At 45.7% G+C, this 13,339-nt stretch carries 10 protein-coding genes; 3 read left to right on the forward strand and 7 right to left on the reverse strand.

Features of this window, described 5'->3' with window-relative positions:
• Window positions 1-87: 87 nt before the first annotated feature.
• Both ACFQZR_RS15540 and ACFQZR_RS15545 read right to left on the reverse strand, forming a co-directional pair.
• Complete coding sequence (locus ACFQZR_RS15540; protein WP_379347366.1) at window positions 88-1,182, reverse strand: winged helix DNA-binding domain-containing protein; 1,095 nt, start codon at window positions 1,180-1,182, stop codon at window positions 88-90.
• A gap of 16 nt (window positions 1,183-1,198) precedes the next feature.
• Window positions 1,199-2,908 carry a proline--tRNA ligase gene (locus ACFQZR_RS15545; protein ID WP_379347368.1) on the reverse strand — a complete coding sequence of 570 codons (1,710 nt, stop codon included), beginning with the start codon at window positions 2,906-2,908 and terminating at the stop codon, window positions 1,199-1,201.
• Window positions 2,909-3,318: 410 nt separating this feature from the next.
• On the opposite strand from ACFQZR_RS15545, the gene ACFQZR_RS15550 reads away from it, so the two are divergent.
• The 3 genes from ACFQZR_RS15550 to ACFQZR_RS15560 all read left to right on the forward strand — a co-directional run bounded on the left by ACFQZR_RS15550 (window position 3,319) and on the right by ACFQZR_RS15560 (window position 6,817).
• Window positions 3,319-3,645: a PadR family transcriptional regulator gene (locus ACFQZR_RS15550; RefSeq protein ID WP_018758169.1), complete on the forward strand. Its 327-nt coding sequence runs from the start codon at window positions 3,319-3,321 to the stop codon at window positions 3,643-3,645.
• 1 nt (window position 3,646) lies between these two features.
• Window positions 3,647-4,384, forward strand: coding sequence for a VanZ family protein (locus ACFQZR_RS15555; protein ID WP_379347371.1), 738 nt, complete (start codon window positions 3,647-3,649; stop codon window positions 4,382-4,384).
• Window positions 4,385-4,507: 123 nt separating this feature from the next.
• Window positions 4,508-6,817 carry a glycoside hydrolase gene (locus ACFQZR_RS15560; protein ID WP_379347373.1) on the forward strand — a complete coding sequence of 770 codons (2,310 nt, stop codon included), beginning with the start codon at window positions 4,508-4,510 and terminating at the stop codon, window positions 6,815-6,817.
• Window positions 6,818-6,912: 95 nt separating this feature from the next.
• On the opposite strand, the gene ACFQZR_RS15565 is transcribed toward ACFQZR_RS15560, so the two are convergent.
• From ACFQZR_RS15565 to ACFQZR_RS15585, 5 genes are all read right to left on the reverse strand, one after another.
• Window positions 6,913-7,635 (reverse strand): endonuclease/exonuclease/phosphatase family protein, encoded by a 723-nt coding sequence (locus ACFQZR_RS15565; RefSeq protein WP_379347375.1) that lies wholly within the window; start codon window positions 7,633-7,635, stop codon window positions 6,913-6,915.
• 142 nt (window positions 7,636-7,777) lie between these two features.
• The gene (locus tag ACFQZR_RS15570; protein ID WP_379347377.1) at window positions 7,778-9,385 is read right to left on the reverse strand and encodes a sensor domain-containing diguanylate cyclase; all 1,608 of its coding nucleotides are present in this window, start codon (window positions 9,383-9,385) and stop codon (window positions 7,778-7,780) included.
• Window positions 9,386-9,468: 83 nt separating this feature from the next.
• Window positions 9,469-10,578, reverse strand: coding sequence for a YheC/YheD family protein (locus ACFQZR_RS15575; protein ID WP_379347379.1), 1,110 nt, complete (start codon window positions 10,576-10,578; stop codon window positions 9,469-9,471).
• 101 nt (window positions 10,579-10,679) lie between these two features.
• Window positions 10,680-11,906, reverse strand: coding sequence for an MFS transporter (locus ACFQZR_RS15580; protein ID WP_379347381.1), 1,227 nt, complete (start codon window positions 11,904-11,906; stop codon window positions 10,680-10,682).
• A 196-nt stretch (window positions 11,907-12,102) separates the two neighbouring features.
• Window positions 12,103-13,119: an S-layer homology domain-containing protein gene (locus ACFQZR_RS15585; protein ID WP_379347383.1), complete on the reverse strand. Its 1,017-nt coding sequence runs from the start codon at window positions 13,117-13,119 to the stop codon at window positions 12,103-12,105.
• Window positions 13,120-13,339 lie beyond the last annotated feature (220 nt).

The following is a 13,339-nucleotide window of genomic DNA, read 5'->3' on the forward strand; positions in this document are numbered from 1 at the left end:
TCGAATTTTGCCTCCAAATCATTAAGAAAAATACTTCACAAAAAACACATCCTACTACTATACACTAAAAATACCGATCTGTGTGCTTCAAATCCCTTGTATTTCCCGGAAAGTGGTACCTGGCGCTGTGAAAGACAGCAGCCTTGTCCCTTCCTCCATCAATGCTTGTCGTATATCCTGTTCCAGCGGAGCAAAAGGTTCAATCGTTAATACCGTTTGTTTCTTCTTGCTCTCAATTTTCCATAACCCTTGGACGAACCCGTCAATCAGTATAGTCGACCGAATGATACCATTATCGGTAAATACACGGGCACGATATTCATCAGCTATGATCCGACTTCGATCCGCGTAAGATAGCAGCATATTATCGAACTCACCTAGGAATCGAACGGGCGCTTGCGTATCCGCTGACGGACGAGGTGCTTCTGGTAAATCATAGAGTATATGTCCTTCTTCATTTTGGAACGTCAGCAGCTGAGGTAATAGACGATCTACGGCCTCACGAAGCTTCGTTAACCCGCTCCATGTCTGCATATCCTGCACCGTTGCCGGGCCGAAGGCAGCAAGGTATCTCAAAATCATTGCATCAGGAGTCGTGGTGGCAGTGAGCGATTGACCCAGCCATGCTTCGACTGTCGTATGCGTCGCACTCCCGCTCTTCCCCCAGAGACCCCGCGGCGGAATTTGGACAAGCGGAACCTTATTCCGAACGGCATTGGCTAGCGCAGCAGCATCATGGTCAGGCCACTGCAACTGTAGGTGCTTGCCTAATTCAGCGAATGTTCTTGGATGTTCTTCGACCAGCATTCGGCCAGTCTCGGCAATCTCAGCGAGATCAACTCCCCGTAACTGTCGCCCATAAGAGCCCTGAAGACCGCGATCCATCACAGGTTGAAGCATAGGTCTAAAAGTGAGACAATCTTGATTGGTCACAAGGTGAATCGTGGATCGCATCAGACTAATGCGTACGACACGTCGAGATAAGATTAATGCCGATAATTCATCTGGTTGAAAATCTCGAAGTCGTGACCATAATCCGAAATAAGGTGGATTGGGCACCTGTGATTGCATACCTGCTAAATGTTCAATCGCATTGTAGACGGGCATATCAGCACGCTCTAATAATAGCTGGCGCGCGAGTAATGCGCGGTTTAATGCTCGTCGATTTAACATTTGAACCATGGATTACCTCCTTTTCCTATGAACACATTCGCACGATAACTTCTTCGATTGTCAGCACTTCGGTATCCTTCCTGCTGCGCTGCTTCAGTTCAACCTTTCCTTCGGCTGCTTGCTTTCCAACAACAATTCGATGCGGTATCCCAATCAAATCTGAGTCTTTGAATTTAATGCCTGGTCTTTCCTCGCGATCATCGAGCAGTACTTCGACACCGTTAGCTCGCAAACGTTGATATAAGGATTCCGTCAATTCCGCTTGACTGTTATCCTGCAATGATACTGGTATAAGGTGTACATGAAATGGAGCAATCGCTTCCGGCCAACATATCCCATGATCATCATGCTGTTGTTCAACGACGGCAGACAATATTCTCGACACGCCAATCCCATAACATCCCATAACCATCGTCTGTTCGCGTCCAGATGCATCTAAGAAAGCTGCTCTCATCTTCTCGCTATATCGTGTTCCAAGCTTAAAGACTTGCCCGACTTCAATACCACGGCTGAACTGCAATCTACCTTGATCACAATGCGGACATACATCTCCTTCAACAACATTCCGCAAATCTAATACGGTATTCAATCCAAAATCATGCCCTGGTCGTACATGTCGGATGTGATAATCTTGTTCATTCCCTCCCACAATAGCCTCTTCCATCCGTGCTACAGCATGATCAACATAGACCGGTACGGAAAGACCGAGTGGTCCCGCGAATCCGACTGGCGCCCCCGTGATACGTTCAACGGTAGCTGAATCGGCCAATTCGAGTTGTTCGACGCCAAGCGCATTCATGAGCTTGATTTCATTGACCTCATGATCACCGCGTACCAACGCAGCAATGACATGATCGCCTATACGATATATTAACGTCTTGATTATGTGCTTCGGATTGAGATTCAGCAGCTGCACTAATTGGTCGATCGTATGCATGCCAGGGGTATAGAATCGCTCAGGCATATCAAGAATCCGATTATTATTATTATTATTTCCCGTCTGTTCACTTGAGAGTCTAGCTACCGCTTTCTCCAAATTCGCCGCATATTCACAATAATCACATGACGCTATTGTATCTTCTCCAATGTCTGCCAGTGCCATGAACTCATGCGTACCGCCATCTCCGCCAATCGCGCCTGCATCTGCTTCTACCGCTCTGACATGAAGGCCGAGACGGTTGAAGATCCGATGATAGGCTTGAGACATGATTTGATAAGACCGATCGAGACCTGCCATGTCTGTATCGAAAGAGTATGCGTCTTTCATCAGAAATTCCCGACCACGCAGCAACCCAAATCGAGGTCTTCGTTCATCCCGAAATTTCGTCTGAATCTGATACACGATGAGAGGCAGCTTACGATACGTATTGATCTCATTGCGTACGATGGTGGTGACGACCTCCTCATGGGTAGGACCAAGAGCGAATTCACGCTGATGACGATCGTGAAGACGGATAAGTTCGGGTCCATAGATTGAATACCGTCCAGATTCCTTCCAGAGCTCCGTTGGCTGCATCGATGGCATGAGCATTTCTTGAGCACCTGCCATGTCTAACTCCTCGCGAATAATGTTCTCAATTTTCCGCAGCACCCTCCTTCCTAACGGCAAATAACTATAGATTCCTGCAGCTAACGTGCGAATCATGCCTGCTCGAAGCAAAAGCTGATGACTGATCGCATCTGCGTCCGATGGTGCCTCTCGCAGGGTAGGTGAGAATAATTGACTTTGACGCATCGTATACTCCTCCTCTTTCTCTGTATGACAAAAAGACACATTCGTCAGGGACGAATGTGTCGTGGTACCACCCTTATTTAATCATCACACGGCGTATGATGATTCTTCGTCGATATAACGGTCGAACCCGGTATTGGTAAAGTTGTCAAACTGGATAAGCCGCAATCACCAATACAGCTCACAAGACAGGGGCATTCATTCGTAGCTAGAAACCTTGCAGCCAAGGGGTCTCCTCTCTGACGCGACGAAAGGCTGAATACCATGATTCTCGGTCAACACTGTTGAATATTAACGACAAATCTACAATATCGCAGAGCTATTGTCAAGAAGAATATGGAAAGCCAATTACCTTGTAATACGATATACTATGTGATATTCTGTTAATCACGAATTAGAAAGGAGTGAATATCGTGAACAAAGAACTATTAAAAGGCAGTATTGATCTTATCCTACTGAACCTCATCGCTCAGAAGGATCAATATGGTTACGAGCTTTCCAAAAAAATTCGATTGCTTAGTAATGATGTCTATGAAATTGGAGAAGGCACACTCTATCCAGCCCTTAAGCGTTTAGAGTCCCAAAAAGCCGTCGAATCTTACTGGGGAGAATCGATTGAAGGCGGACGCCGTAAATATTACCGAATTACGAACGAGGGAACCAAAATCTTGCAAGCGAAAATGAAAGATTGGCAAACGCTGACGCGCCTCGTGACCCTAACGCATGAAGGGAGCGAGTAGCATGGATTTTGAACAATATACATCACAGATCGTTCAAGGCTTGCCTTGTTCCAAGCGTGAGAAGAAAGATATGCAGGACGAGCTCAAGGATCATTTAACCGAACTACATATGGACCTGATCGAAGAAGGCTGCGACGAGCACACGGCTTCAGCTATGGCCATCGAACGATTCGGGAAGCCGCAGTTCATCCGCAATCAGCTATGTCATGCTCTCCCGCTCGTGGACAAGTATATGCGCAAATGGATTCTAGCGCTTTTCATTCTCTATACTTCCCTCCTCAGCTACGTCATGCTCCTATCGAGTGACCGCTGGGCACGTCGGGCGTTTACAATCGAATGGAAACGTAAAATGCTTGAGTATGGACATACGCAGAGTATGCACTTATACGAGAATACAGTCCCTTTTCACACCTTGCGTGATTATATCGTGAATCATCATCGCTATACCTTTTCGACGATCTTCTTGAATTTGTTCGGCAATATCGGGGTTTTCATCCCGATTGGTCTATTATTACCCTTGCTCTTCCCCTACTTCCGGTCAATTCATCGCATCTTTCTTGCTTCATTTACCGGATGTGTCCTCATCGAGATGCTGCAGTATGCATTCACCTTAGGCAGCTTCGATGTGGATGACCTGATATTGAACTTAATTGGCGGTATGATGGGATTCGGATGCTATAAAGTGATACATGTCTTGGTCAATCAATACAAACATGCAAAGTTCCAAATTCATGAATAAGCACGTTACACGTTGCCCCTTGCCATGAAGAAATGATCTCATCACTTCATCAAGGGTTTTCATTTCATTAAGTACATCGTAATACGATCTATATTGTGATATATATTCCAAAGGAGTTCCATCATGAAACATACCATGTCTATGCTACTAACTTTAGTACTTATTTTATCCGTCGGAATTACAGGCTGTTCAAGTCCTGCTGCTCCAACTGCTGTACCCAAACCGATTGTTGTGAATCCTGCTTCTCCATTTACGTATGATGTTGTGCCCGAGACGTTCCAAATCTCTGTTACAAAAGACGGCAAGACAGAGATCGCGTCCGAGCCTCAACCCATACGTAAAGTCTCAAATGTTCAACGTGTGGGCGATAAAATATCATGGACATATCCTGACGATGGCCTACAGGTTCAGTTAACACGGGCAAGAGACGCTCTTGAAGTTCTAATGACGTCGACCGCAGCGAAGTCCATCACATGGCCAACGTTAAGCGGAGACAGTTATATGATACCTTGGGGGGAAGGGAAATGGATTCCTAGTCATGATCAGCACTGGAGAGCATTCCTGGCGGACGAGAGTCTGTCCTTCAATGAATCCTTCTCCATGCGTTTCATGACGGTGAACAAGAGCCAATATGCAATCATGTATGTTCTCGACAATCCTTATAACAATACGGTAGATTTCACGGTCGACCCACGGATCACGATCTCGTTGACGCATGATTTTCCCTCTATTAATCCGGATAAATCGTATAATTTCCGTATTTATGTAACCGACAATGATCCCGTAGCAATCGCCGGTATTTATAAAAATGAACTGCTCGCACAAGGAAAATTCACGACACTCCAGCAGAAAGCTGTGAACAATCCGAATATCGAGAAGCTCTATGGTGCACCGCATATTTATATGTGGAATAAATCTCTCCTCTCTGAGGAGGATATCCTTTGGCCGAAGTTGAAATCGAAACTCGATAAGCCATTTCTCGATTGGATCACTTCGCAGTTACCACGTGCAAGTGATGAAGGGAAAGAGCAAGCAGCCCAGTTCCGTGCTGTCATGAAGCAGGATTATTATGATAAATATCAGAAAAATAGCATCATCGGCGGGTTTAACGCGCTGCTCCAATCCAAGGATTTCTACCAGCCGGAAATATTCAAATCCTTGGATCGGGCAACCGAAACGCTGATCGCCCAAGGAATCGACAAGTTGAATCCCGTACAATTATTCGAATTGAACAAACGTCTGCTGAAGGCTAAACTCGGCAATGCCGTCGTCGAAGTCGATCACTGGAATGAGAAGAATACCGTTCAATTACTACAGCAGTTCCAGCAAGCCGATATGACAAAAGCTTGGCTAGGTCTGTCCGATTGGACTGCTGCTTATATGAATCCTGAGTTCGTTAAGAAGGCGGCGGAGCTCGGCTATCTGATTGGGCCCTATGACTCCTATCATTCCATACATCAAGAGAAGACTGGCGATTGGGAGACAGCTTTCTTCCCAGATGCAAGTCTTTACGAAGATGGTACCATTACAAAGGCAAATGGAGAGAAAAAGACAGGATTTCTGAAGAAAGGCCGTCTGCTGAACCCGATCTTGTCACTGCCAAGTGTCAAGCAGCGGCTGCAAGAAATTATGGGTACCGGTGTCGCCTTTAATTCCTGGTTCATCGACGTGGATGCCGCGGGTGACTTCAATGATGATTACACACCGGGCCATGAGACAACAGAAGCGCAAGATATGCAGGCTAAGCTTGATCGTATGGCATATATCCGTGACGAGCAGCATATGGTGATCGGTTCGGAGACAGGGAATGATTATGCGAGCCAGACGATAGCATTTGCACATGGCATGGAGGCGCCTGTGATCAAATGGGGCGATGCCGACATGCGGACGAACAAACAAAGTCCTTATTATATCGGTGGCTATTGGGGACCGCCCGGACAAATTCCGGAACGTTACAACAAACAAGTTCCAATTAAGGAACTCTATGATCATATCTATATTGACCCTACGTATTCCCTTCCACTCTTCAAATTGGTGTATAACGATTCCGTGATTACCACAGCGCACTGGGAGTGGGGTTCCTTCAAAATTAAGGGTGAAGTCGGTACAAGAATGCTGAAAGAGCTCCTCTATAATGTCCCTCCGCTCTATCATATGAATGAGCGTGCTTGGAGCATCAACAAGCAGCGTATCACGGATTATTTGAAGGTGTGGTCCCCTTTCCATGCGGAAGCTGTCCAGAAATCGATGACAGATTTCAAGATACTGTCTGAAGATAGGCTCGTTCAACAGGCTTCATATGGCGATCAGTTACAAGTTACCGCGAACTTCTCAGATCACAAAGTGAAAGTTGGCAGCGAGACCATTCCTGCACGAGCAGCACGCATCATTCGACATGGCGAGCGTACATGGTTCCAGGCGCCGCAAGAGTAATTGGAAAAATAGAAGGACATCTCGTTCACGAATGAACGGATGTCCTTCTTCATGTATCGCTAATCATAAACGCTAGGGCTGGCACGTTGTTGCTACTATCTAATCCAGTCTAGCACAGCAAGGACCGGGCGATGATCCGATGCGATATCTTCCTTCATCAAGATCGGCTCTCCCACTTGCCACTGATCCTTCGCCCCAACCATGATGTAATCAATTTTACCATCTTCTGCATTCGTCCAGTCCGTAATGCTCGCCGTGGCATCTGTCCACACGGCTGACATCAGCTTCATCGTATCCGATCCAGGTATTGCATTTAGATCTCCTGCGAGAACATAAGGTGTCTCCGTACTGTGCAGCTCAATAATTGCTGCCGCTTGCTCAGCTTGAATCTGCTTCGGATTCCACTCCAGATGGACAGCGGAGAACGTTAACGGCGGAAGCTCTTCCCCTAGATCCAACTTTACCGTTAAGAGTATTCGCTGTTCTCCATGCTCGATATTCGGCAAGTACGTCTTATGTTCATCGATTACGGGGAACCGAGATAATACCGCAACACCGTACTCCCCGCCCATCAAATCAATGGCTCTGCCGAATACCCCTGTCATTCCCATTCGCCGAGCAAGTTCAGCGGTCTGGTCCACGTCATCACTGCGCGGTACATATTTGTCGACTTCTTGCAGCGCAATAATGTCCGGTTGCAGAGACTGCATGACATTCGCAATTCGCTGTAAATCTACAACCCCATCCATGCCTTCTCCATGATGTATGTTGTATGTCAGCACACGCAGTCTTACAGACGTCTGTTCCTTCCTGTTCATCGTCATCCTCTCATCGCACATCCTCTCCACCATGACGTTTCATCTTCTTTCCTCAAGATATCACAAATCCGATCGAAAAAGGCATGAACCTCAAGAAAATATCTTCTTGTAGCTCACACCTTTTTGTCTAACATTATGCGTCTCATTTCGAGGACATGATGTCTTCCATGTTGTGATACATAACGACCCGATTTCTCCCTGCATGCTTGGCCGCATACAACGCTTCATCCGCCTTCTTCAATAAGCGTTCCATCGTATCTTCAGAACCCTCTGCATTCGAGGAAATGCCGATGGACAGCGTCACTGGACGTCCGATCGGACTTATTGATGATTCCATTCTTTCTCGTATCCGCTCTGCAACTATGTATGCTTCTTGTTCTGTCGTATCCGGCATAAGGATCGTGAACTCCTCACCGCCATACCGACAACAGAAGTCTTGGTCCCGCTTCTCTTCCATCATCACTTGCGCAAGAAATTTCAGCACTTCATCGCCAAGTTGATGACCATATGTATCATTAACCGATTTGAACCGATCTAAATCCAGCATGGCGAAAGCATAGGATATCCCCTGCTCTTCCCAGAGTGACGTGATAGCCATCATTGTTCTTCGGTTCGTTAAACCTGTCAACGGATCCGTCATTGCTTCTTGTGAAAGCTCATCGGTCTTCTGCTTCATCCGATCGAAGGCGATTGCAATCGTCTTCGCAAGCTCATTCGTCTCATAATTCCAACTCGGTTGGAGCGGGATAGAGGTTAAACTCTCATCCCCTTGCGAGAGGCGTGATGCGGCATTCGCAAGCTGATACAAGGGCTTGGACAAGCGACGTGCAAGCCAGATCGACAACAATAATAGAACGATCAAGTAAGGCATCGAGAACACGAGCATATTCTTAATGAGCTTGTTGCTGCGCGCGTGAATATAACTCTCTGGTGTTTGCGATACGATCCCCCAGCCGACTTCATCAACCTTTGCAAATCCGGCCAGATACCGGACACCTTTAATATTTGTCACTAATTGCTGTCCACTAACCCCATTGATTAGATTCTGCACAACAGGATTCTGGTCTACTTTCTCCGCAATACGCGATGAATCCGGATGATAGATTAATCGGCCCGAAGAATCGACGACATAATAATACGATCCATTCTTATTTTTATTTTGGTTACCTAGAATGTTCTGAAAAATATTCGGCTGCTGCAAGTAGATCGAACCCGCAACAAATCCTTTGTAAACGCCCTTCGAATCAAAGATCGGGTGACTGACGAGCACGATCAACCGCTTCGTGATGGCCAGATACGGCTCTGAAATAAGAGGGGTACGACGTTCTAGCGCCTGCTGCGCCGCCTGCGAGCTAAGCTTCTGGCCGATTAAGGACAGATGGCTCGGTGAAGTCGATACAATCGTCCCCCCTGCATTCACAACTACAATTGAATTAAAATAATGGTTGGTATCCATAAAGAAATCAAGTTGTGACAGGACATTCGCATCGGTTAGGGGCACATCCGCGAAATATTGAGCCGCCACTTTAATGCTCTTCTTCATCGATACCATCAGAGATTGTGTCGTCTTACTTAGATCTGTCGCGTTGATTTTGTTAAATTCTATCGTGTTGTTATATAACGAGATGCGCTCTGCTTGATAACCGACAATCGTATTGATAATAATCGTAACGAAGACGGAGATGAGTACAACAATTGAAATGATTGCCGATAATTTTAAGCCTTTACGTGGCTGCTTGTTTGGTTCCATGTCGCTCCTTTATTGAATGGTTGATCGCCTATTACAAATTTTGTCGAATCGATGGTAGAATCTAGTGCATTCTTCCTAAAAGTCTATTGTAGCACTTTCTTTTTCGATTGTTCAAGATTTGGTAATTTCAATCTGGAGATCTTTTTCTTCAATAGCAGAAATTTGGCGTACCGCAGCGGCGTTTCATACGTACGATAGAACGTCTTCTTCATATTTGCTTTCCGGAACGAATAACGTTGGTCCCTGCAGTTCATCTCAATCAATTTCACTTGCCCGAACTCATCAATCCCAATATCTAGTCCCACGTCAGCCAAAAGCGGCAGCTTGGTGCTTAGGAATTTGACCATCTGAAGGGAAGACCTCTCGACCATACGCTTCATGATCACTGGATGGAAGCCGCTCCCGCGGAACAATACCTGTGTGCGTTTCACCTTCCCGCCTTTGGCGACATTGGTGACATGGCTTCCCTTCGCAGCGACCTTCCCTACGATCCCAGTAATCTGCCACCTTCCATCTCCCCCTCGTTGGACGGAGACACGTAAATCATAGACATTCCCATCGTGTTTTGCCAATTGAATCGCTTCTTGAATCATATATTTCTGTCGACCAACCTTCTTCTTAATCCAGGCGATTGCTCTGTCCTCATTTAACAGATACGTTTCTCTCTTCTTCCAGGTCAAGATCCATAATCCGTTCATGTCTTTCTGAATCTTGATGATGCCTTCCCCCACACTGCTGCTCGTCGGTTTAATATAGAGTGCATTATGTTTTACCATCGCTTTACGAAGTTGTGCAAGTGTGAATTTCACAGACCACGGCAGGAAACGCCGCATGCGCTTTTCTTTGTACATAAGCTGATAGATATGCAATTTATCAAACCGATTAACGCGATTAAAAATGGTACTGCGTGCAGCCAACGTCGCCATAATTTGCTTTTTCGATTTCGACAAAGCCATCGCGCGATTATGCGTCACACTCGGGATAGGACGTCTTACAAGATGAAATTTAGGATGTCTATAGATCAGTCCGACAACAACATTGTTCCGAATTGGCCTTAGTGACATAAAGAGGGGCGTAATGCCAAGTTCTTGACCCGCTTTCTGATATAAGGCAATGCGTTCACTGCCTGTTTTCCCGCTTCGTATCCCCGCATATGTCTTCGGATCGAGGAGAACACCAACGATTGCACCCATCTACTCACCACCATCTATTAATCATATGTCACTCACAGCGTATGCATGGCCCATTCGGATTAACACGGTGGAAGCCTACGACACAGAATTAATGGCACCCATCACGCTTCAGAATCTTGAACAACTTGAGGGACCTCCACTGTATCCTGTACATGTTTACGATACAGAGGCAATAGAACCAACATCCCAATGAAGAACAAACAACCACTTATCAGATAGACCGTCGATAACGATAATGCGGTATTGAGAATCCCGGCTATCGACATCCCGATTACCATCATCCCCATAAAGAGCGGTGTCATGACGCCACCGACACGGCCGATGAACGCACCTTCGGTGTTCTTAATCATCAACGTATTGATGCCGATCATAATGAACGGATAGAAAAAGCCTCCTAACACTTGACAGCTCATAGACAGTGGTACGCTAACGGAGAATCCAAGTCCAATTGTTGTGAATGTACTGACCGCTAGACCCAATGTTAACAAGGTCTGTGGTTTTATTTTCTTCGCGATTCCCATCACGACAGCTCCACCCACGAGCATTGCTGCACCATTGGCCATCATCATCCACTTCAATTGACCCTTATCCAGTCCTAAATTCTCCATCGTGACGAAGATCAGCATCGGTTGAACTAATCCCGCCGCGAAGCCTGAGAACACAAATGCGCCACCAAGTGCTCGAAGCTCTCGTTTTCGCCATACATAATGAAGCCCATCCTTCAAATCCTGCACAAAATGGGTCTTTTGCTCCAGACGTACATCTTCAGCATCCTTCGGTAACCAAGAGAGAATCCAACCTGCACCTAAGAACAGCACGGCGGTGATCGCTAGGGCCACTTCTAACCCATATTGTTGATAAATAAATGTCCCTACCATCGGTCCAATCACGACAAATACCGCCGTAAGCGTCTGGTAGATCCCCATTACCGCTTGCAGCTGCTCTTCCGGTACATGCTGCTTATAGAGCTTCATCGCGGACGGTTGCGAGAATTGCGACAAGATCGAAGAGATTAATGTCGCGAAAAATAATGCATGCCATGCCCCATACAGAATGACCAACAAGACCGTAATAATCGATAGTGCGGATAACATATCACTACCGATCATGGTCCTTCGTGGCTTGGATCGATCGGCAAAAGTGCCCCCAATGATCGCGAAAATGAAAATGGGCGCATATTCAACCACCGAGATTAGCGAAACATATAGTGGATCGTTATGCGTCATATCTGTCACATACAACAAAATTGCAAAATTCCTTACCCAGATGCCAAGTTGAATAAGCACACGGGACGAAATGATCGTCCGGACATACGGATTTTTAAACATCGAAATCCCTTCTCCTTCAACATTATATTTTATAGACAATTCATATTTGTGTCTATAATATCAATGGATATATTATCATCACGTTTACTTAAACGTCAAACATTATTTTATTCCGTCTATTTTTGAAAATACAAAAAATCTCCAGAGCCTAAGCCCTGGAGATTGATCTTTATTCTTTATTTACTTCTGGTTCTTCTTATTTCGAATCGAGCATGCGCAGTACAATGACAGTTGCTTCTGCACGCGTAGCTCCGGCTTTTGGAACGAATTTATTACCTTCACGGCCTTTGATGATCGACTTATCCACTGCCGCTTCAACCCATCCTTTTGCCCAAGCTGGAATGACATCCTTATCCGCGAAATTTAGCTTATCGCCTGTTCCCTGCGTGAGCTTCAATCCACGTGCTGCCATCGCTGCAATTTCAGTACGTGATATTGTACTATTCGCACGGAATGTGTTGTCATCATAGCCTGTAATGATGCCTGCTTTGACTGCTTTAGCCACTTGCGGCTGTGCCCAATTCGGAATCTTGAGCAGGTCGTTAAATTGGAGTGCATCGCCATCTGGCAAATTCAATGCACGCGCTAGAATAGCAGCAAATTCAGCTCGGGAGATTGGCGCATCCGGCTTGAACGTGCCGTCAGGATATCCATCGACGATGCCCTTCTCAACGGCTTCAAGGATTTGATCCTTCGCCCAATGATTCTGGATATCTGTCAGCGTAGGCGCACTTGCTTTACCCGAAACCTTGAACGAAGCCGAACTGTTAACCGTTACAGTAGCCGATGTGAGATTATGATCGACGGTCTTCATCGCCGTCCAAGTCACTTTCGCATCGCCCTCTTTTTTAACTTTGAACGAAATGGTGCCGATATCGAAATCTCCATCCTGCCCATTGACCTTCCCAATTTTCGTATGTGCGATCGTAATCTCCGTATCTTTCTTAATTGGCGATACAGAGAACCCCTCCATTTTGGACTTCGCGGTTACGACTTCCAATTGATTCGGGTCATACGTAAATTTAGCTTCATAGGCATACAGGTCTTTAATTCCTTTTCCGCTCAAGGTTAGTGAGACCGTCTCACCTACTTTGGCCTGCTTCTGATCTGCTTTTAAAGAGAACGCAGGTCCCGTAGCTGCGAATGCTGTATTCAATACAAGCGGCAGACATAAGATGCCGGCAAGTAGCGTGGATAATAATTTCGTTTTCATAGGATCGTCCCTTCGAATTTCAGTATATTTTTAGTATGGGTATATAATTCATGATTTAACGCATGTCTTAAAATTCGAATCATCCCTCCCCTATCTTCTAAATCTAGTAACGTGTTCAAAATTATTAACGAAATTAATGTTACTATTTGTATCTAAATTACCGCGATCCATCACATTTTGCAAGTCTTTCGACATAACTTCTAATAATCTTATAAAATTC

Source organism: Paenibacillus sp. GCM10027629 (assembly GCF_042676425.1).
Lineage (GTDB): Bacteria > Bacillota > Bacilli > Paenibacillales > Paenibacillaceae > Paenibacillus_K > Paenibacillus_K terrigena.

Excerpts from the sequence above, each read along its gene's own strand:
- ACFQZR_RS15540 (WP_379347366.1), bottom strand. The coding sequence starts at position 1,182 with ATGGTTCAAATGTTAAATCGACGAGCATTAAACCGCGCATTACTCGCG.
- ACFQZR_RS15560 (WP_379347373.1), top strand. The coding sequence starts at position 4,508 with ATGAAACATACCATGTCTATGCTACTAACTTTAGTACTTATTTTATCC.
- ACFQZR_RS15585 (WP_379347383.1), bottom strand. The coding sequence starts at position 13,119 with ATGAAAACGAAATTATTATCCACGCTACTTGCCGGCATCTTATGTCTG.
- ACFQZR_RS15570 (WP_379347377.1), bottom strand. The coding sequence starts at position 9,385 with ATGGAACCAAACAAGCAGCCACGTAAAGGCTTAAAATTATCGGCAATC.
- ACFQZR_RS15555 (WP_379347371.1), top strand. The coding sequence starts at position 3,647 with ATGGATTTTGAACAATATACATCACAGATCGTTCAAGGCTTGCCTTGT.
- ACFQZR_RS15575 (WP_379347379.1), bottom strand. The coding sequence starts at position 10,578 with ATGGGTGCAATCGTTGGTGTTCTCCTCGATCCGAAGACATATGCGGGG.
- ACFQZR_RS15580 (WP_379347381.1), bottom strand. The coding sequence starts at position 11,906 with ATGTTTAAAAATCCGTATGTCCGGACGATCATTTCGTCCCGTGTGCTT.
- ACFQZR_RS15565 (WP_379347375.1), bottom strand. The coding sequence starts at position 7,635 with ATGAACAGGAAGGAACAGACGTCTGTAAGACTGCGTGTGCTGACATAC.
- ACFQZR_RS15545 (WP_379347368.1), bottom strand. The coding sequence starts at position 2,908 with ATGCGTCAAAGTCAATTATTCTCACCTACCCTGCGAGAGGCACCATCG.